At 64.7% G+C, this 19664-nt stretch carries 19 protein-coding genes and 2 rRNA genes; 6 read left to right on the plus strand and 15 right to left on the minus strand.

Annotated elements, in window-relative coordinates; genetic code table 11:
• Window positions 1-108: 108 nt before the first annotated feature.
• Both B5D38_RS09750 and B5D38_RS09755 read right to left on the minus strand, forming a co-directional pair.
• The gene (locus B5D38_RS09750; protein ID WP_078708200.1) at window positions 109-1158 is read right to left on the minus strand and encodes a DmpA family aminopeptidase; all 1050 of its coding nucleotides are present in this window, start codon (window positions 1156-1158) and stop codon (window positions 109-111) included.
• A 19-nt stretch (window positions 1159-1177) separates the two neighbouring features.
• On the minus strand, window positions 1178-2389 hold the full coding sequence (locus B5D38_RS09755; RefSeq protein ID WP_425349326.1) for a winged helix-turn-helix domain-containing protein: 1212 nt from the start codon (window positions 2387-2389) through the stop codon (window positions 1178-1180).
• Window positions 2390-3247: 858 nt separating this feature from the next.
• On the opposite strand from B5D38_RS09755, the gene B5D38_RS09760 reads away from it, so the two are divergent.
• Window positions 3248-3676 carry a metallopeptidase family protein gene (locus tag B5D38_RS09760; RefSeq protein ID WP_078708202.1) on the plus strand — a complete coding sequence of 143 codons (429 nt, stop codon included), beginning with the start codon at window positions 3248-3250 and terminating at the stop codon, window positions 3674-3676.
• 71 nt (window positions 3677-3747) lie between these two features.
• Here B5D38_RS09760 and B5D38_RS09765 read toward each other — a convergent pair whose 3' ends face one another.
• Complete coding sequence (locus tag B5D38_RS09765; RefSeq protein ID WP_078708203.1) at window positions 3748-3954, minus strand: DUF1737 domain-containing protein; 207 nt, start codon at window positions 3952-3954, stop codon at window positions 3748-3750.
• Between the two features lie 140 nt (window positions 3955-4094).
• On the opposite strand from B5D38_RS09765, the gene leuD reads away from it, so the two are divergent.
• Window positions 4095-4700 carry a 3-isopropylmalate dehydratase small subunit gene (gene leuD / locus B5D38_RS09770; RefSeq protein ID WP_078708204.1) on the plus strand — a complete coding sequence of 202 codons (606 nt, stop codon included), beginning with the start codon at window positions 4095-4097 and terminating at the stop codon, window positions 4698-4700.
• Window positions 4701-4734: 34 nt separating this feature from the next.
• Here leuD and B5D38_RS09775 read toward each other — a convergent pair whose 3' ends face one another.
• Window positions 4735-5631: a mechanosensitive ion channel family protein gene (locus B5D38_RS09775; RefSeq protein WP_165690823.1), complete on the minus strand. Its 897-nt coding sequence runs from the start codon at window positions 5629-5631 to the stop codon at window positions 4735-4737.
• Window positions 5632-5819: 188 nt separating this feature from the next.
• Here B5D38_RS09775 and B5D38_RS09780 point away from each other — a divergent pair, with 188 nt between their 5' ends.
• On the plus strand, window positions 5820-6215 hold the full coding sequence (locus B5D38_RS09780; protein ID WP_078708260.1) for a VOC family protein: 396 nt from the start codon (window positions 5820-5822) through the stop codon (window positions 6213-6215).
• Window positions 6216-6223: 8 nt separating this feature from the next.
• Here B5D38_RS09780 and B5D38_RS09785 read toward each other — a convergent pair whose 3' ends face one another.
• The 6 genes from B5D38_RS09785 to B5D38_RS09810 form a co-directional block, all read right to left on the minus strand.
• Window positions 6224-6670: a GNAT family N-acetyltransferase gene (locus B5D38_RS09785; RefSeq protein WP_078708206.1), complete on the minus strand. Its 447-nt coding sequence runs from the start codon at window positions 6668-6670 to the stop codon at window positions 6224-6226.
• A 118-nt stretch (window positions 6671-6788) separates the two neighbouring features.
• Window positions 6789-7565 carry a MetQ/NlpA family ABC transporter substrate-binding protein gene (locus B5D38_RS09790; RefSeq protein ID WP_078708261.1) on the minus strand — a complete coding sequence of 259 codons (777 nt, stop codon included), beginning with the start codon at window positions 7563-7565 and terminating at the stop codon, window positions 6789-6791.
• Between the two features lie 59 nt (window positions 7566-7624).
• Window positions 7625-8290, minus strand: a complete 666-nt coding sequence (locus B5D38_RS09795; RefSeq protein ID WP_078708207.1) for a methionine ABC transporter permease — start codon at window positions 8288-8290, stop codon at window positions 7625-7627.
• Entirely contained in the window at window positions 8280-9383 is a 1104-nt protein-coding gene (locus tag B5D38_RS09800) for a methionine ABC transporter ATP-binding protein (protein ID WP_078708208.1), read from the minus strand. Before B5D38_RS09800 ends, B5D38_RS09795 begins: the two co-directional genes overlap by 11 nt.
• 209 nt (window positions 9384-9592) lie before the next feature.
• Window positions 9593-9970 (minus strand): hypothetical protein, encoded by a 378-nt coding sequence (locus B5D38_RS09805; protein ID WP_078708209.1) that lies wholly within the window; start codon window positions 9968-9970, stop codon window positions 9593-9595.
• Window positions 9971-10120: 150 nt separating this feature from the next.
• Entirely contained in the window at window positions 10121-10615 is a 495-nt protein-coding gene (locus B5D38_RS09810; protein WP_078708210.1) for a DUF4142 domain-containing protein, read from the minus strand.
• A gap of 159 nt (window positions 10616-10774) precedes the next feature.
• Between B5D38_RS09810 and leuB the strand changes: the two genes are divergently transcribed.
• Both leuB and B5D38_RS09820 read left to right on the plus strand, forming a co-directional pair.
• On the plus strand, window positions 10775-11893 hold the full coding sequence (gene leuB, locus B5D38_RS09815; RefSeq protein ID WP_078708211.1) for a 3-isopropylmalate dehydrogenase: 1119 nt from the start codon (window positions 10775-10777) through the stop codon (window positions 11891-11893).
• Window positions 11894-12002: 109 nt separating this feature from the next.
• Window positions 12003-13085, plus strand: coding sequence for a helix-turn-helix domain-containing protein (locus B5D38_RS09820; RefSeq protein WP_207552925.1), 1083 nt, complete (start codon window positions 12003-12005; stop codon window positions 13083-13085).
• On the opposite strand, the gene B5D38_RS09825 is transcribed toward B5D38_RS09820, so the two are convergent.
• Together B5D38_RS09825 and B5D38_RS09830 are read right to left on the minus strand one after the other, a co-directional pair.
• Window positions 13048-14067, minus strand: a complete 1020-nt coding sequence (locus B5D38_RS09825; protein ID WP_078708213.1) for an alpha/beta hydrolase family protein — start codon at window positions 14065-14067, stop codon at window positions 13048-13050. The two genes, B5D38_RS09820 and B5D38_RS09825, sit on opposite strands and share 38 nt — an antisense overlap.
• A gap of 171 nt (window positions 14068-14238) precedes the next feature.
• Entirely contained in the window at window positions 14239-15399 is a 1161-nt protein-coding gene (locus tag B5D38_RS09830) for a hypothetical protein (protein ID WP_078708214.1), read from the minus strand.
• A gap of 324 nt (window positions 15400-15723) precedes the next feature.
• Here B5D38_RS09830 and B5D38_RS09835 point away from each other — a divergent pair, with 324 nt between their 5' ends.
• On the plus strand, window positions 15724-16752 hold the full coding sequence (locus tag B5D38_RS09835; RefSeq protein ID WP_078708215.1) for an aspartate-semialdehyde dehydrogenase: 1029 nt from the start codon (window positions 15724-15726) through the stop codon (window positions 16750-16752).
• Between the two features lie 96 nt (window positions 16753-16848).
• Here the strand turns inward: B5D38_RS09835 and B5D38_RS09840 are convergent, their stop codons facing one another.
• The 3 genes from B5D38_RS09840 to B5D38_RS09850 form a co-directional block, all read right to left on the minus strand.
• On the minus strand, window positions 16849-17511 hold the full coding sequence (locus B5D38_RS09840; RefSeq protein ID WP_078708216.1) for a YiaD family glycine zipper/OmpA-like lipoprotein: 663 nt from the start codon (window positions 17509-17511) through the stop codon (window positions 16849-16851).
• A gap of 405 nt (window positions 17512-17916) precedes the next feature.
• Window positions 17917-18031 (minus strand): 5S ribosomal RNA (gene rrf / locus B5D38_RS09845).
• 70 nt (window positions 18032-18101) lie between these two features.
• A 23S ribosomal RNA gene (locus B5D38_RS09850) occupies window positions 18102-19664 on the minus strand; the annotation flags it as partial.

Consider the following 19664-nt stretch of genomic DNA (forward strand, 5'->3'; position numbering starts at 1 on the left):
ATGCTCCCGTCATCACGGCCGAGGCGCGGGACGATCGCTCCCGATCGCCCAGGCAGCCATAGCTATGGCGCGCGGGAATCCGGGCTGTCAAATCGAAGGCGGGCAGCCTCAGAGCGGCGGATTGTCCCGCAGCCAGTCGGCAAGGGATGAGCGGAAGGCCCCGTCCCGCCCTGTCGTGGCGGGTGCCGCACACAGCGCGTTGAGCACCGCCTCCTGCGTCGCCTCGGCCGCGGCGCGGAAGGCCGCCTCGATACGGTTTTCGTTGAGCACCTCGACCGGCACGACCGCCCGGCTTTCGTCATGAGCGATGCGCCGCGCGGTGGAGAAGGCGATCGCGAGATCGCCGCTGCCATTGCCCCAATAGGCGCCGAGGCGCGCGAGCCCCGCGCCGGTTCGCCGCGCGATACGCTTCAGCTGGCGCGTCTCCACCGGAAGATCCGTGGCGAGAACGATGATGACCGACCCCTTCTCGGCCTCGCTTGTCCCCGTCTTCGGCGGTCTCGGGCGCCGGCCGTCCGGCAGCACGAGATCGCCGCTCCGGCCGAAATTGGCGAGCACCAGCACGCCGAGATGAAAGCGCCGGCCGTCCAGGGAGAGCCTGCGCGATGAGGTGCCGATGCCGCCTTTGAAGCCAAAGGCGCTCATGCCCGATCCGGCGCCGAGCGCCCCCTGCTCCACGCGTCCGGTTCGGGCGGAATCGAGCGCGGCGAAGGCCTCCGTCTCGCCGAGCGTCATGGCCTGGATATCGCTGAGCGCCCCATCGTTGCACTCGCAGACCACGGGGTTCACCGTACCGGTCTTGCGCCCGATCTCCGGGTTGGCGGCGATGGCGCGTTTGACGAGAGCGCTAAAGCCCGCGCCCACAGAAAGGGTGTTGGTGAGAAGAATCGGCGTCTCGATTGTTCCGAGCTCCTCCACCTGCATTAGGCCGGCGCTCTTGCCGAAGCCGTTGAAGACCGCGACGGCGGCCGGCACCTTCTGGCGAAACAGGTCGCCGTCATGCGGCAGAACGGCGGTAAAGCCGGTGCGGAGATCCCCGCCCCATTGCGTCAGATGGCCGACGCGCACCCCCGGAACGTCGGTGATGGCGTTGAGCTCGCCCGGCACCAGATCGCCGCAGACAAGCCCGAAATCACGCGCAAGCTTCACGCTGGTCATGGCTCTCTCTTTCTTTCGCTCATTCTTCTTCCACGTCCGCGTCGGCTTTCCCGGCCGGCGGCGCGGGCTCCTCTATCGGCTGCGCCAACGCCACACCGGCCGCTGCGGCAAGCGTTACCGACAGATCGCCCTTGGCAAAGACGGCGAGGGCGCCGAGATCCAGCCAGCGCGCCATATCCGACAGCTCCAGGGCCAGCGCCTCGGCGGTCTCGGGCGGTGCGCCCTCCTCGGCATAGGAGGCGAGAACCTTGAGCAGCCCGGTCTTGCGGTCCGCCTTGAGATCGACGCGGGCGACGAGCCGCTCGCCGAGGAGGAACGGCAGCACGTAATAGCCGAAGCGGCGCTTGTCCGCCGGCACATAGATCTCGATGCGATAGTGGAAGCCGAACAGCCGCTCGGTGCGGGAGCGCTCGAAGATCAGCGGGTCGAACGGGGCGAGGAGGGCCCGCGCCTCGACCCGGCGCGGCAGGCGCGCCTCGCGGTGCAGATAGGCCGGCTGACGCCAGCCCTCCACCGCGACGGGGATGAGAACGCCTTCCTCCACCAGCTCCGGCAGCCGCGCCTTCACATCGTCGGGAGACTGGCGGAAATAGTCGCGCAGATCGCTCGCCGTCGCGACGCCATGGGCGCGCGCCGCGATCGCCAGGAGTCGCCGATGCGCCTCCGCCGGCTCCGGCGTCGGCGCATCGAGCACCGCCTTCGGCAACACGCGCTCAGGAATGTCGTAGAGCCGCGCGAAGCCCCGGCGCGACGTCGTCGTCACACGCCCCGCCCAGAACAGCCATTCCAGCGCCCGCTTGGTGTCACTCCACCCCCACCAGCCGCCCACGCCGGCCTCTCCCTCGAAGTCGGACGAGCCGACCGGGCCACGACGCTCGATCTCGGCGAGCACGTCGTCGATCAAGTCGCGGCGCTCGCGGCCGAAGCGGGCGAGCCCGCCATAGATGCCGATTCCCTCCGCCGCGCGCGCCATGCGCCAGCGCAGCAGCGGCTGCGTTTCGACCGGCAGAAGAGACGCCTCGTGCGCCCAATACTCAAAGAGGATGCGGCGCGATCCTTTCCACGCCGCCTCCTCCAAAAGGGCGCGCGGATAGGCGCCGAGCCGCGAGAAGACGGGCAGATAATGGGCGCGCGCCAATACGCTGACGGAATCGATCTGAAGAAGCCCGGTGTGGGAGAGAACGCGCTTCAGATGCCGGCGGTCGGGAACGGCGGCCGACGGCCTCGGCATACCGAACCCTTGCGCGGCGAGCGCAATGCGCCGGGCTGCGGCAAGCGAGATTTTGCGGGTGGGCAAATCAGCGGTCATGGCGAAAGGAAATGGCCGAGTCGGCCCTTCGTGACAACGGGCGCGGACAAAGAACGCCGCCAGGGCGGGGCTGGCATTTCCGCGCTCGCGAAGGCTCCCGCATTTGACGCGACCTTTCGGCGCCGCAGCAACGAATGCGTCATCAAGGCGTCATCTTTTGCTTGACCGGCGGGGCGAGAGGCGTAACCTGATCCTTGCAAGCCACTGATAAAGTGGCTGGTTTCGAGGAGGACTCGATGGAACCACCGACGGAGCGGCACCGCATTGACCGCCATGGCTGACGTACGGGCCACGGCGCAGCGGCTTATCACTGACGAGGCATCGGGAGCGGCTGAGGGAGCGAAAGAGTCGTCTAGAAGGCGCCCAACGAGCCCCTCCTGATTGCGACAACCTTGAAAGACATTGTTGGGACGTTGCGGCGTCCTGGGCTGATCGCCCAGGGCGATTTTCACGTTTGGTCGAAAGGTGAGGTTTGGCTTTCCTGATCTCTTCGCCACGACCCGGCTCTTGCCAAGCGATGGTGTGTGGGGCGCGCGGTCTTCGGGCGAGAACGCAGCAACGTCCCGTGCTTTCGTGGCGATCCGTCCGAAGGGATTGGAACCTATTCCGAGTCAGGCAATTTGCGCGACAAGCGATTCGCTTCAAATATCCCGAGCGGGTGGCGCGGGCTATCGGCAAGACATGGCCCGCTTGACCGCACTGGTCGGCACTGCAACAAAACAAGCACGAAGAGCGGCACGCGCTTATCGACAAGGTGCACAACCGCCGGAAGGGCATGCCATGGGCCGTATCGACAACAGTGGCGATTGGAGCCACCGCCTGTCTCCCAGCCTAGACGAGATCGAAGCCCTGGCCATTGAGGCTTACGGCAATCTGCCGGTGGAACTTCGGACCTTGTGCCAGGAAATCCGATTCGTCGTGGCCGATTTTCCCGACGACGAGGTGATCGAGGAGATGGAGCTCGACACGCCTTTCGACATTCTCGGGCTGTTCGAGGGCCGGCCCTACGGGGCATCATCGATGCCCCAGACCGGCGAGATGACCAATCGCATCCTGCTCTACCGCCGGCCGATCCTCGACTATTGGGCCGAGAACGAGGAAAGTCTCGGCGCCGTCGTCACCCATGTCCTCGTCCACGAGATCGGCCACCATTTCGGCCTGTCGGACGAGAACATGGAGGCGCTGGAGGAGGCCGCGGACAATCCCTGACGCCCCGGCATGATGCCGCAAGGGTCGCGAGACTCTTCGGCCAGAATTCATGCCGGCCGGAGCGGCATGCCCTATTGCTCGCCGAGCTTCATGTCGGGCGTGTATTCCTTGCCGAGGACCTCCTTCACGACCGCCTGTCCGCAGCGCATCACCTTCCCCTCGGCGTCATAGGCATAGCTCGGCGAGCCGGAGAGTTCCCAGCCGGCGTTGAGGGCCGCCGTGACCCTGTGGCAAAAGTTTGCGTCGTCGGGGCCGGTCAAAAAGCGATAGAGCTTCATGGCGAAGTGATTCCTTCCTGCTTGAGCCGCCGGTTTGGCGATTCACGTGAAAGCATGCAAGGCCAATCGCCATTTGCCGCCGCCGCGAAAGCTGATAACCAGGACGTTCGCCAAGCCCGACGACGAAAGGAGAAAGCGCCATGGACAAGTTCACCACCCTCACCGGGGTCGCCGCGCCGCTTCCCATCGTCAATGTCGATACCGACATGATCATCCCGAAGGACTATCTGAAGACCATCAAGCGGACCGGCCTCGGCAAGGGTCTCTTCGCCGAGTTGCGCTATCGCGAGGATGGCTCGGATAACCCCGACTTCGTCCTCAACAAGCCGGCCTATAAAGGCGCGGAAATTCTCGTCGCGGGCGACAATTTCGGCTGCGGCTCTTCGCGTGAGCACGCGCCCTGGGCCTTGCTCGACTTCGGCATCCGCTGCGTGATCTCCACGTCGTTCGCCGACATCTTCTACAACAACTGCTTCAAGAACGGCATTCTGCCGATCCGCGTGACGCCGGAGCAGCTCGATCTCCTGATGGACGATGCCGAGCGCGGCGCCAACGCCCGCCTCACGGTCGACCTCGCGTCCCAGACGATCACCGGCCCCGACGGCGGCTCGATCACCTTCGACATCGACCCGTTCCGCAAGCACTGCCTGCTGAACGGGCTCGATGACATCGGCCTGACCATGGAAAAGGAAACGGCGATCTCCGGCTTTGAGTCCGAACTCGCCGAGGCCCGCCCCTGGGCCTGAAGCGCCGAATGCAGTCTTCAGCGGCGGCTTGCCATCACGCCGCCGCGGCCTGCGCGGCGCGGCGCAAATGCCGGCCGATCGTCTCCCAGTCGACATCCTGGTTCGCAGCCGACGGCAGGACATGCTCCTCGACCGCCGTCAGAAAGTCCACCACGACCTGCTGCTCCAGCTGCCGGGCGTCCTGAACCAGGCAGTAGAGCATGACGTGGACCTGGAGTTTGCCGAAATCCGTGGTGGACAGGCTGACCTCGGCGCCTGGCCCCATGATCTCGGTGCCGTGCTTGGCGGCAGTCAGGCGGTGGAAGCGCGTCGCGCGGTCGAGATCGGCGGCGAGCGCGGCGTCAGCCACCGCCTTCATGTGCTTCAGCGCCTCGGCGGCGCGCACCGGCTGCTCCAGCGTCACGGTGAAGCTGTGGGGCGCGAACTGGCGCGGCTGAGCCTCCACCCGGACAGCACTGGTCAAGAACACGCTGTTGGGCAGCATCAGCGTGCGGCCCGTGCCGCAATGGCCATGGCTGGCGGACGGCAGCTCCATGACCGTCGTCGAGAACAGGCCGTGGTCGATCACCTCTCCGTGAAGTCCGTTCACCTCGATCCGGTCACCAACCTTGAAGAGGTGCCCGCCGATTCGGAGAGCCGAGCCGGCGATGCACATGATCAGCTCCTTGGTGGCGACCACCAGCGCCACCATGACCGCCGTCAGCGACAGCATCACGCTCTGGATCTGGTCCATCCAAAGGCTGAGGAGACAGACCGCGAGCAGCGCATTGGCGGCCGTGCGGATGGCGAAGGCGCGCCGGCGCTGATCGACAGGATCGCGGCGGCGGGTGGCCAGCCATTCGATGCCCGCGCGCAGGAAGAACACCGCGATCACCATCGCCAGGCTCAAGGCGAGGTTGCGCTGAACGGCTTCGTTGATCGTCGAGAACACGGCGTCTTCTCCACCAGATCCAAGTATTACAGACAGTTGGGGACACTGACGGCGGCGCGGGACACGCGCGCGCCGTTCAAGGGCGCTTCCCATGGGGCTCGAACGGTTAAGGCTTTCTTGACGTCGAAGCCCCGTTGAGGGACGTCTTCGCCGACCGCGCCGATGAACACCAGGAGAAGGGAAAAATGATGGCGAAGATGGCTCATTCGATGGTGCGCGTTCTCGACGAGGAACGCTCCACCGACTTCTACCGCAAGGCCTTCGGGCTCGAAGTCTCGGGACGCTATCCCTTTGACGGCTTCACGCTTGTCTATCTGAAGAACGCGGAAAGTGATTTCGAGCTGGAGCTGACGGTGAACGCGGGGCGGAGCGAGCCCTACGACCTCGGCACCGGCTACGGCCACCTTGCGCTGACCGTCGCGGGCCTTGCCGGCGAGCGCGCCCGGATGATCGAGGCGGGCCTTGCGCCGGGCGAGATCAAGGAGATGAAGCACGACGGCCGGCCGATGGCGCGCTTCTTCTTCATCACCGATCCAGACGGCTATAAGATCGAGGTCATCGAGGCGTCCGGCCGTTTCGCCTGAGGCGCCCCCTACCTGCCTTTGGCGACGCGCTCCATGATCTTGTCCGGCCGTGCCAGGGCGCGAAAGCCGAGCTGGGCATAAAGCCCGTGGGCATCGGCCGTCGTCAGCAGCCATTTGGCGATGGTGGCGAGCTCCGGATGGCCAAGGATGGCCTCGGCCAGGAAGCGGCCGAGGCCCTTGCCCCGGTGGCTGGCAAGGACGAAGAGATCGCACAGATAGGCGAAGCGGGTGGCATCGGTGATGACGCGGGCAAACCCGACCTGCCGCCCCTCGGTATCGTAGAGACCGAAGGTCAGCGAGCCGTCGATCGCCCGCTCCACCGTGGCCCGGTCGATTCCCGGCGACCAATAGGCTTCGTTGGCGAGAAAATTCGCGATCATATCGCGGTCGAGGTGCGCGGGATCGGTGCTGACCGTGAAGCCATCTTGCCGGGCTTCGTAACCCCTCATGTCCATGCGCCTTCTCCTGATCCGACGTTGTCGGAGCGGCAATAGAGCAGCGCGCGCCAAAAATGAAAAGGCCGCCTGGACGGGTGTCGAGGCGGCCTCATTCATGCTCGTTCGCGGTCGATCCTTACCAGGCGGTGACGACCGAGCCCTTGTATTCGCTCTCGATGAAGCTCTTCACCTCGGGGCTGTGATAGGTCTCGATCAACGTCTTCAGCCACGGCGCGTCCTTGTCTTCAGGGCGCACGGCGATGACGTTGAAATAGGGCGACTTCTCGCTCTCGCGGGTGATGGCGTCTTCCACCGGGTTGAGGCCCGCCTCAAGGGCATAGTTGGTGTTGATCGCCGCCGCATCGACATCCTCGAGGGAACGCGGCAGCTGCGCGGCGTCCAGCTCCTTGAAGTCGATGTTCTTCGGGTTGGCGGTGATATCGAGCGGCGAGGCCTTGAGACCGACGCCGTCCTTCAGCGTGATCAGGCCCTTGTCGGCGAGGATGAGGAGCGCACGCCCGCCATTGGTCGGATCATTGGGAATAGCCACCGAGGCGCCATCCTCCAGCTCGTCCAGGCTCTTCACCTTATGGGAGTAGATGCCCATCGGGGTGTTGATGGTCTGGGCGACGCTAACGATGTCGAAGCCGCGCGCCTCGATCTGCGCATCGAGATAGGGCTGATGCTGGAAGGAGTTGGCGTCGAGCTCGCCATCGGCCAGCGCCTGGTTGGGAACGACGTAGTCGGAGAACTCGATAACCTCGATGTCGAGGCCCTTCTTGGCGGCCAGTTCCTTCACGAGATCCATGATCTCGGCGTGCTCGCCGGGGGTCACCCCCACTTTGATCGATTCCGCGCTGGCGGACACGGTGAGGCCGGCGATCAGGCCGGCGGCCAGAACGAGCTGGGTCAAACGCATGGAAAACACTCCTGTCGACATTGGTTCAGTTCTTGGGGCTCGGTTCTTGGGATTCAGTTCTTGCGGCCGCGCTTGTCGGCGCGGCGTGAGAGAAGGTCGCCGGTGGACTGGACCACCTGGACGAGAGCGATGAGCACGACCACCACGGCCAGCATCATTTCCGGCATGAAGCGCTGATAGCCGTAGCGGATGCCGAGATCGCCGAGTCCGCCGCCGCCGACCGCGCCGACCATGGCCGAATAGCCGATGAGGCTGACGACGGTGAGCGTGATGGCGAGGATGATGGAGGGCTTCGCCTCGGGGATCAGCACCTTGAAGACGATCTGAAGCGGGCTCGCCCCCATCGCGCGGGCCGCCTCGACGAGGCCCGGGTCAACCTCGCGGATGGAGGACTCGACGAGGCGCGCGACGAAGGGAATGGTGGCGATGGTGAGCGGCACGATGGCCGCCGCCGTGCCGATGGACGTGCCGGTCACGAGCCGCGTGAAGGGAATGATGGCGACGACGAGGATGATGAACGGCGTCGAGCGCACGGCGTTGACCGTCATGCCCAGAATGCGGTTCGCCGCCTCGGCGGGAAAGAGTTCGCCCTTGCGGCTGGTGGCCAGGAATATGCCGAGCGGGCCGCCGAGCGCGACCCCGATGAGCGCAGAAACCGCCACCATGAAAAGCGTGTCGCGTGTCGCGGCGGCGATCAGCCAGAGAAGATTAGCGGACATAGCCCATCACCTCGCAAGTCAGACCACGGGCCTCGATGAAGCGCCGGGCAGGCTCCAGCACCTCCCTGTCGATGGCCACCACCAGCGTTCCGAAAGGCTTTCCCGAGATTTCGTCCACCGCGCCGGCAAGAATGTTCACGTCGATGCCGAGGTCGCGGCCGAGATGGGCGAGAACCGGATCGGTCGCCGTCGGCCCGGTGAAGACGACCTTGACCACGGCGCTGCGCCCCGCCGCCGCCTCGCTCTCCATCCGGCTGGTGACGAAGGCCGGCAGGCGCACGCCGGTGACGCCCTCCAGGAAGGCGCGCGTGGTCTCGTGCGCGGGGCGCGAGAACACCGAATAGGTGTCGCCTTCCTCGACGATGCTGCCCTTGTCGAGCACGGCGACGTGCGAGGCGATCTCTCGCACCACCTGCATCTCATGGGTGATGAGGAGGACGGTGAGGCCGAGATCGGCATTGACCTGCTTCAGCAGCGCCAACACCTGGCGCGTCGTTTCTGGGTCGAGCGCCGAGGTCGCCTCGTCGGAGAGGAGCACCTTCGGCTCCGTCGCCAGCGCCCGCGCGATGCCGACGCGCTGCTTCTGCCCGCCCGAAAGCTGGGCCGGATAGAGCGAGCTGCGGTCCGAGAGCCCGACGAGGTCGAGCAGCGGCAGAATGCGCTTGCGGATTTCGCCCGCCGGCACGCCCGCGATCTCCAACGGCAGCGCGACATTGCCGTAGGCCGTGCGCGCGGAAAGCAGGTTGAAGTGCTGGAAGATCATGCCGACGGATCGGCGGATGGCGCGCAGGCCCTTCTCGTCCAGCGCCGCGACGTCCGTTCCATCGACGACGACGCGTCCGCTGGTCGGCCGCTCCAGGCCGTTGACGAGGCGCACCAGCGTCGACTTGCCGGCGCCCGACCGCCCGATGATGCCGGTGATGCTGCCGCGGCGGATGGAAAGATCGACGTCGGAAAGGGCAACGAAATCTCCCGCGCCCTCCCCGGTCGCCGGAAAGCGCTTGGTGACGGACTGGAAATCGACGATGGGCGGGCCGGCGGGGTCGGTCGCCGGCGTCGAGGCCGCATGGGGGCTGGTGGATAGAGGCTGCATCGTTCCGCTTGCTCTGGCGTCCGTCGCGGCGGCACCCAAGTCGTGGGCGCATGATGCAGAGGGAGTCTGTTTCATGGCCACGGCCTGAGCCCACCGGGATCAGGACAGCTTTTTCGCTTGCGCCAGCCTCTACCACAAGAAACGAGGTTGCTCGGCAAGCCGAACGAAAGAAATCGCATTCTTTTCGTCCGGAGATCGAAGGTCGGTTCTCAGCGACCGCCCATTTCGCGCAACGCCGCCCGATAGGCTTCCTCGGCCTCGCGCTCGTCGAGCTTGGTGGGCATGTCGAGCGCCGTCGCCGAGAGGTCGGCGAAGTAAAGGGAATCGAAGCGCAGCCGCCCGAAACCGCGCCCCGGCCGCGGCTCGCGGCGCACCACCGGGCCGACCGCCTCGACGCCGCGCTCCTCCTCGACGGAGGAAAGCTCGACGACGGACACGCCACGCGCCTTCCTGGCCTTCAGTTCCTCGTCCTTCGGCCGCGCGCGCGCCACCGCCCGCCCGTCGCGAAGGATGTCCACGGCCATCCCCTGCCTGAGCGCGGTGATCATCTGGAAGCTGTTGAGGCCGTTCGGCCCGCCGATTGCCATCGTCTTTACTCCAGCGCGGAAGAAGAGCTTACGCATCCAAGGTTAAGAGCCGGTAGCAGCGGACACGACCCAGGCGCTGCGCTCTCTCTTCAATCGCCCCGGAGGGCCGCGATGGTCGCAACCCTCCTGGGCGGCAGTCCGACGACGTCCCTACATCTCCTTGTCGAGCTTTTGCGCCATCCGAAGATGCTTCCTCAGAGCCGGAAGCGTCTTTTCGGCAAGGGTGCTCGTCGCGTCCTTGCCATCCTTGGCCTTGGCCTCGAACTCCGCGATGTCCTTCTTGTGGTCCTTGACCATGTAGCGGGCGAACTCCTCGTCGAAGTCCTCGCCGGACATGCCCTGGAGCTTGGCCTGCTCCTTCTTAGCCTCGTCGGACATTTCCGAGGGCGGCTTCACGCCGAGTTTCTTGGCGACCGTAACCGCATCCTTTTTCGCCTTGCCGTGATCCGTTTCCAGGGTACGGCCAAACGAGCGGATGCCGTCGCTCGTCCCCATCCTGGCTGCCATCTTGCCAAGGGTCATTTCCGAATTGTCGCCCTTGATGGCATCGGTGATGAAGGCCTTGTCGGTCTTGGCGAACGCGCTCCCGCTCATCGAGGCGAGGGCAAGGCCGGTCGCAACGGCCACGAGTGTGCTGCGAATCATATCGGTTTTCCCAAAGGTGGATGATCGCGGCTTCAACGAGAGGCGGCGGATGCCGGTTCCTCCGCGACTGATTGGCCTACCACCAATATCGTTGCGGCTTGCGAGACCGCCCGGCCGGGGCTAGCACGCGGGACGGCATCAACGATCCGAGGACGCACCATGACCACCCACAAGCTCTTTCTCCTCCCCGGCGACGGCATCGGCCCGGAAGTGATGGCCGAGGTCGAGAAGATCATTGCGCTGATGAACGAAAGGCGCGGCCGGCCCTTCGAGATCGAGAAGGGGCTCGTCGGCGGCTCCGCCTACGACGCTCACGGCGTTGCCATCTCCGAGGACGACATGGCGCGCGCCCTTTCGGCCGATGCGGTGCTGATGGCGGCGGTGGGTGGCCCAAAATGGGACGGGGTGCCCTACGACGTTCGCCCCGAATCGGGGCTCTTGCGCTTGCGCAAGGACCTCGGGCTCTTCGCCAATCTGCGCCCGGCCATCTGCTATCCGGCTCTCGCTGACGCCTCCTCGCTGAAGCGCGAGCTCGTCGAGGGCCTCGACATGCTGATCGTGCGCGAGCTGACCGGCGGCGTCTATTTCGGTGAACCGAAGGAAATCGTCGATCTTGGCGGCGGGCAGAAGCGCGCCATCGACACCCAGGTCTATGACACAAGCGAAATCGAGCGCATCGCCCGCGTCGCCTTCGAGCTGGCGCGCACCCGCCGCGGCGCCGTCACCTCCATGGAAAAGCGCAACGTCATGAAGTCGGGCGTCCTGTGGAACGAGGTGGTGACGCGCGTTCATCGCGACGAATACGCTGATGTGAGCCTCTCCCACATGCTGGCGGACGCCGGCGGAATGCAGATCGTTCGGCGCCCGAAGCAGTTCGACGTCATCCTCACCGACAATCTCTTCGGCGACCTGCTCTCGGACATCGCGGCGATGCTTACGGGCTCTCTCGGCATCCTGCCTTCCGCCTCGCTCGGCGCCGTGGATGCCGCCACCGGCAGCCGCCGCGCGCTCTATGAGCCGGTCCACGGCTCGGCCCCCGACATCGCCGGACAGGGAATTGCCAACCCCGTCGCCATGATCGCGTCCTTCGCCATGGGCCTTCGCTATTCGTTTGGGATGATCAGGGAGGCCGACGCCCTCGAGATGGCGATCGCGGAGGTGCTGGAATCGGGTGTTCGCACGGCGGACGTCGCGGCCGGCGGTGCCACAGCCTCGACGGCCATGATGGGCGACGCCGTGGCCAAGGCCTTCGCGGCCAAGCTCGACGCGGCCGGTTGATCACGGGTCAACCCACACCCCCTTGGTTCACGCCTCTGGGGGCAGGAAGCGCCGAGGGCTGCCGAGCTCACGGCACGGCTCATGCGGCTCCGCCGGACGGAGCCGCATGATGCCGGCGATTCCGCTGCCGTTCGTGATCTCGCTTCTCCTGGCCATTCTCCTGGTGCGAATGCTCGTCCAGGGGCATGCCACACGCCAGCCAGCGGTCATTTTTCTCGCCGCCTGCACACTCCTGATGACAACCGTCGGGCTGCGCTGGACGTTCGATCTCGACTTCATCCGATTTCTCCAGCCGATCGTCGCTTCGCTCCTGCCGCCGATCGCCTGGCTCTGCTTTTCCCACCTCCGCCGACCTGCGACCGCACCGCGAGCCGTGCATCTTCTGCCGGTCGGCCTGGTCGCGCTGCTCTCGGCCCTTTGGCATCATTGGCAGTCGCCGATCGATCTCGTCCTTGCTCTTCTTTATTTCGGTTACGGATTTGCCCTGATCCGTCAGGCGCGGGCGGGACCGGATAGCCTCGAAGCCGCCCGCCTGAGCGACGCGGCCTGCGCACGCAGGGCCAGCCTTGCAGCGGGATGGCTGATCGCCGGCTCCGGCGTCATCGACCTCCTGATCGCCGCCGATTTCAACGTCTACCAGGGCAGTCACGCCGCCTCGATCGTCGGTATCGCCAATCTGCTGACCCTGCCGCTGGTCGCCTATACGATCGTCCTTATCGGAGGAAGCGTCCCGGACGAAGGCGATGATGGCTCGCCGCGTGCGGTCGTGGCGAGCGAGATAGAGCGGGACGCAGCGAATGAAGCACCGACAGCGAGCGAGGACGACCACCAGGTCATTCAGGCGCTCGACGCCATCATGCGGGACAAGCAGCTTTTCCGCGACCCCGACCTCACCCTCACGCGACTGTCGCGGCGCCTCGGCGTGCCAGCTCGCGCGGTTTCCGGCGCTGTGAATCGCGTCCTCGGTCGCAATGTGTCTCAGGCCGTGAACGACTACCGCATCAAGGAGGCATCGCGTCTTCTGCTGGAAACCGATCTGGCGATTACCGCCATCATGTTTGAATGCGGATTTCAGACCAAATCCAACTTCAACCGGGAATTCGCGAGAATGACGGGGACCACGCCGAGCGGCTATCGCCGTTCCGGCGGTGTCGCTATTTCGCCGGAAGAGCCGCAGCCAGGAACTGGATGATCCGATCAGCGACTTCGTGGTGGATCTGATCACGGCTGCGGGTTCCCCCGTCCCGACAGACGATGCCGTCTCCGGGGGTTTCTTCCTCGATGAGTGCCTCGGCGCCGGGCTTGCACGTCTGCATGAAGCTGAAGTGCATGGCGTCCGGAACCTCGACATAGGTCGAAAGCGCCTTCGGCAGATGATCGGCGAGATAACCGGACTCAAGCTTTGCGGGCAGGTCGCCGATATCGATCCCCGCGGCGAAGATCAAAGACGGCACATGGATTCCGGCCAGACTTTCGGGAGAAAAGCCTCGCGCCAAGCCGAGGTCCAAGGTCACGAAGGCACCGAGACGGGGATCGGAGAGATCATCCTGGAGTTCGGGCCTGCCAAGGCCAAGTTCGTCGTGGAGACCGCAGGTTCGGGGATTGGGATGGCTCACGCAATCCTTTTCGAAACGACGCCCGTCAAAGCGGGCGCCCGCCAGCGAGGCGACGGTCCATCCCCCCAGTGAGTGGCCGATTGCCGCGATGCGGCTCATATCGATCGGACCCGCGAGGCTCGGATCGGCGATCAGGGCATCGATGACGCGGCTGAGATCGTGTGGTCGCTCCCAGAGCATCGCCGCCTGCGCAGGATCTTTGTTGAACGTCGTCGTGCCCGGATGGTCGGGAGCCGCAACGACATAGCCCTCAGCCACAAGCGCGGCCGCCAGCCAGTTCAGATTGCGCCAGCTGCCGCCATAGCCATGCGAAAGCAGGGCCAGAGGGCGCGCCCCGGCTTCGGTAGGCGGAGCATTCCGGACGGCTTGCACGCCGAAGAAGGCGCGATTTTCGCCGACTGTGTTGCCTTCTCCCGGTCCTTCGGACGGATACCACAGCGAGACGTGAAGCGGCCGAGGTCCGAGAACGTCCGTTTCCCGGAAGCCGGTAACTTCGCTAGCCTGGACAAGAGATGCCGCGAACAGCAAGGCCGCGACGGCCACGAAAAGCCTGAGCATGAAAGCCTCTCCTTTGAGTGGGATGCAGCTCTCATTGACCGCCCAAGACAGCGCCGGCGACCTGGAACGCGATCAAGGACCTCGTCCGACGATGAGGCGTCGCTTTGCCCGATGATATTGCTCGCTCAGCACGAAACGGGCGGCCCGCAAGCCGCCCGTGGTCTTCGAAGGTCAGTCCTCGTCATCCTTCCGCACGGAGGCAAGGAAGGCCTCGGGATCGAAATCGGAGACCTCGGCTTCGCTATCCAGCTCCTCGTCCTCCCCGCCTTGCGCGGCGAGGAAGGCGGCGGGGTCGAAGGCCGGCGCGTCGTCGTCCGTCTCCGCTTCGAAGCTCGGCTCCTCGTCCTCCTCACCCTGAGCGGCGAGGAAGGCGGCGGGATCGAAGGCGGGCTCTTCGTCGTCCGTCTCTATCCCGAAGCTCGGCTCCCCGTCCTCCTCGCCCTGCGCGGCGAGGAAGGCGGCGGGATCGAAGGCCGGCGCTTCGCCGTCCGTCTCCATCCCGAAGCTCGGCTCCTCGTCCTCCTCGGCATGAGCGGCGAGGAAGGCGGCGGGGTCGAAGGCCGGCTCTTCGCCGTCCGTCTCCGCTGCGAAGCTCGGCTCCTCGTCCGCCTCGCCTTGAGCGGCAAGGAACGCGGCGGGGTCGAAGGCGGGCTCGTCGTCGCCCGTCTCCGCTGCAAAGCTCGGCGCCTCGTCCTCCCCGCTTTGAGCGGCCAGGAAGGCGGCGGGGTCGAAGGCCGGCGCGTCGTCGTCCGCCTCCACTCCGAAGCTCGGCTCCTCGTCCTCCTCGCCCTGAGCGGCGAGGAAGGCGGCGGGATCGAAGGGAACAGCGTCCACCTCTCCTGGAGAAAAGGCGATCTGCGCCGGTCCTTTCCTCGTGGGTGAGGAGCGACCGGTTTCGGCCGGCTTCACCCTGGCGAAGTCGCGCTCCCTCGGCACCAGCGGCGGCAGAATTTCCACCCCCGGCTGGCGAATGGAGGCCGGCGCATCGTCCAGCACCTCGCGATAGGCAGCGGCGGCCTGGGCTCCGCCCATGCGCGGCGCACCGGCATTGGAGAGCGGGAGGTCCGCCAGGAAAAGTCCTGGGAACTTCGCGTAAGGTGGACTGTGCGTCGCCCGTGGCCGCCGAAGCAGCACCGGCGGAGCCCTTTCGCCCGCCGGAACCAGCTCGCCGCGAGTCCGGCGTGCCTCTTCCCGCGCCCGAAGCGCCTCAGCCTCTGCATGGGATCGCGCGAGATCGCTTTCCTCGTCGGAGAATCCGCGCTCCCGCCTTCGCTGGACCGCATCGGGAAGATCGGAATGTCGCACCTCGCCGACCATGGTGTCGACTGCCATCGGCAATACCTCCTTGCTGATGGCAGCGTAAGCGGCGCCCCGCTAATGCCCGGCCAGAAAAACCCTTAACATTTGAGCGGCCTGCCGATTTGCGGCAAAGACGCGGCGGCCCGCGAGAAGCCGCCGCAAGCGCGGCGCTTTGCGCGCGTCGTCCTTCCGATCTTGGTTTGACTTTTCCGGCGTCCGGCCGCATAGACGGCCCATGTCTGCGCGCTCTCTGATTAAAACGACGACCTGATCCGCCTCGCCCCGCTTGTCTCCCCCGGGGCGGGACGACGAGCGCGTGGCCAAAGGTCCATCAGGGGAGCTAAGGACGGTCCTCCCATGGGGTACAAGGTTGCTGTCGCCGGCGCGACCGGCAATGTCGGCCGCGAAATGCTGGCCATTTTGAACGAGCGCGGCTTTCCCGCCGACGAGGTGGTGGCGCTCGCCTCCCGCCGCAGCCAGGGGACCGAAGTCTCCTTCGGCGACAAGACGCTGAAGGTGAAGGCTCTCGACAGCTACGACTTCGCGGGCACCGACATCTGCGTCATGTCGGCGGGCGCCTCCGTTTCCAAGGAATGGGCACCGAAGATCGGCGCCCAAGGGTGCGTCGTCATCGATAATTCCTCCGCCTGGCGCTACGACCAGGACGTTCCCTTGATCGTGCCGGAGGTCAATGCGGACGCCGTTAGCGGGTTCACCAAGAAGAACATCATCGCCAACCCCAACTGCTCGACCGCCCAGCTGGTGGTGGCGCTGAAGCCCCTGCACGAGGCCGCGACCATCAAGCGCGTGGTCGTCTCGACCTACCAGTCCGTCTCCGGCGCCGGCAAGGAGGGCATGGACGAGCTGTTCACCCAGAGCCGCGCGGTCTTCGTCGCCGATCCGGTCGAGGTGAAGAAGTTCACGAAGCGCATCGCCTTCAACGTCATCCCCCACATCGACGTCTTCATGGAAGACGGCTCCACCAAGGAAGAGTGGAAGGTGATGGCGGAAACCAAGAAGATCCTCGATCCCAAGATCAAGGTCTCCTGCACGGCGGTTCGCGTCCCGGTCTTCATCAGCCACTCGGAAGCGGTGAACATCGAGTTCGAGAAGCCGATCACCGCCGACGAGGCGCGCGATATCCTGCGGGAGGCACCAGGCTGCCTTGTCGTCGACAAGCATGAGAACGGCGGCTACATCACCCCCTACGAGGCAGCGGGCGAGGACGCCACCTACATCTCGCGCATTCGCGAGGACCAGACCGTCGACAACGGCCTCGTCATGTGGGTCGTCTCCGACAACCTGCGAAAGGGCGCCGCGCTCAACACCGTCCAGATCGCGGAGCTTCTCGTCAACCGCAAGCTGCTCAAGAAGCAGCAGGGCTGAGCTCGCGCCGCGAGAGCGGCGGCGAACAGGTAGAACGGCAAAGGGCGCCGGAATTTCCGGCGCCCTTCGTCGTTTCTGGAACGATAAGCCCGACCGTTATCCCGCCTGGAGAGGCGAGATCGCAATCTCGACACGACGGTTCTGCGCCCGCCCGGCCTCGCTGGAATTGTCGGCGATCGGCGCGCTCTCGCCATAGCCCTGGACGTTGAAGCGCTGCGGGTTGAGCCCCTGGCTGGTGAGATACTGGGCGACGGCCGAGGCGCGGCGCTGCGACAGCGCGAAGTTGTAGCTGTCCGATCCCTGGCTGTCGGTATGGCCCGCGACATCGACGATGGTCTTGTCGAACTTGCGAAGCACGATCGCCACCGAGTTCAGCGTGTCGTAGAATCCTGGCAGGATCGCGTCGCCGTTGGTCGGGAAGGTGATGTTGGAAGGCATGTTGAGGATGATCCGGTCGCCCTGGCGCGTGACCGACACGCCCGTTCCCTGCAGCTGACGCCGAAGCTCCGCTTCCTGATTGTCCATATAGGCGCCAACGCCGGCACCGCCGATCGCTCCGATGCCGGCCCCCAGAAGCGCGGCGCGCCCGGCGTCCTGCCCAGTGGCGCGGCCGACTAGATATCCGCCCAACGCGCCGACGCCGGCGCCGATGCCGGCCCCGCCCGCCGTATTGGAGAGCTTCTGCTCTCCCGTATAGGGGTCCGTCGTGCAGCCGGCCAAGGCGGCCGTCAAAGCGAGTGCGAGTGCGATCTTCTTCATGGTTCCCCGGTCCAGCCCGTTTCGGCCGAATCAATTCGGCGCTTGTTGTCCCTCATGGCCGATAGAAAGCACAAATGTCGGGAATGAGGCAAAGGTCGGCGCTTTGCGCCCCGGGGTTATGGGGTTTGTGGAGCGGCGCGCGAGCGCTGCTTGGCCTTTGGGGCAACGTCAGGGCGCAAGGATTGAGGGCCGAGCGGTGTTTTGACCGACCGGGTTTTCGGCGCGTGGTTTGATCTGGCGAGCGGTGTTTGATTGTGTGTAGGTTTGCTCGTGCTGGCGCCCGGGCAAGCGTGGGGGAGGCTGAGCGTGGGGGGCTGGGCTTGAGACGCGCAAAAGCCCCGCCGGTTTGAACCGAGCGGGGCTTTTTGATGCGAATGAAGAGAAGGTTGATCTTGGAATTGGCAGACCTGGCAGCGACCGACTTTCCCGCGTCTTAAGACGAAGTATCATGGGCGCTGGGGCGTTTCACGGCCGAGTTCGGAATGGGATCGGGTGCGGCCGCCCCGCTATAACCACCAGGTCAGCCAATTCCAAGATTTTGAGAAGCTGGAGAGATTTGCCGTTCATCTGATGAACATTGGCGAATGAGAATGATCAAGCCGATCGGGCTATTAGTACCGGTAAGCTTCACGTGTTGCCACGCTTCCACACCCGGCCTATCGACGTGGTCGTCTTCCACGGCCCTGATAGGGAACACTCGTTTTCAGGTGGGTTTCCCGCTTAGATGCCTTCAGCGGTTATCCCGTCCGTATATAGCTACCCTGCACTACCGCTGGCGCGATAACAGGTCCACCAGTGATACGTCCATCCCGGTCCTCTCGTACTAGGGACAGATCCTGTCAATATTCCTACACCCACGGCAGATAGGGACCGAACTGTCTCACGACGTTCTGAACCCAGCTCACGTACCGCTTTAATTGGCGAACAGCCAAACCCTTGGGACCTGCTCCAGCCCCAGGATGCGATGAGCCGACATCGAGGTGCCAAACAACCCCGTCGATATGGACTCTTGGGGGTCATCAGCCTGTTATCCCCGGCGTACCTTTTATCCGTTGAGCGATGGCCCTTCCACGCGGGACCACCGGATCACTATGACCGACTTTCGTCTCTGCTCGACTTGTCTGTCTCGCAGTCAGGCGGGCTTATGCCATTGCACTCGACGACCGATTTCCGACCGGTCTGAGCCCACCATCGCGCGCCTCCGTTACTCTTTGGGAGGCGACCGCCCCAGTCAAACTACCCACCATACACTGTCTCGGACCCGGATAACGGGCCGCGGTTAGACATCCATGACGATAAGGGTGGTATTTCAAGGGTGGCTCCACGAAGGCTGGCGCCCTCGCTTCAAAGCCTACCACCTATCCTACACATGCCGACACGAATGCCAGTGTAAAGCTATAGTAAAGGTGCACGGGGTCTTTCCGTCTGACCGCAGGAACCTCGCATCTTCACGAGGAATTCAATTTCACTGAGTCTCTGCTGGAGACAGCGGGGAAGTCGTTACGCCATTCGTGCAGGTCGGAACTTACCCGACAAGGAATTTCGCTACCTTAGGACCGTTATAGTTACGGCCGCCGTTTACTGGGGCTTCGATTCAGAGCTTGCACCCCTCCTCTTAACCTTCCAGCACCGGGCAGGCGTCAGACCCTATACGTCGTCTTGCGACTTCGCAGAGCCCTGTGTTTTTGGTAAACAGTCGCTACCCCCTGGTCTGTGCCACCTCACACCGGTTGCCCGATGCAAGGTCACGCTTCTTCCGAAGTTACGCGTGCAATTTGCCGAGTTCCTTCAGCAGAGTTCTCTCAAGCGCCTTGGTATACTCTACCAGTCCACCTGTGTCGGTTTCGGGTACGGTCTATACGGTGGGGCTATTTCCCGGGACCGCTTCGCCGCAAGATCAATCCAACAAGACCTTACGACATACGCAATCCGTCACTTCCCACCAGGCCCACGATTGTTAACGTGGTTCCCATCGACTACGCCTTTCGGCCTCGCCTTAGGGGCCGGCTAACCCTGCTCAGATTAACTTTAAGCAGGAACCCTTGGACTTTCGGCGAGGGAGTCTCTCACTCCCTTTATCGTTACTCATGTCAGCATTCGCACTTCTCATACCTCCACGGGTCCTCACGGATCCCGCTTCATCAGCCTAGAGA

The organism is Consotaella salsifontis (assembly GCF_900167365.1).
GTDB classification, from domain to species: Bacteria; Pseudomonadota; Alphaproteobacteria; order Rhizobiales; family Rhizobiaceae; genus Consotaella; species Consotaella salsifontis.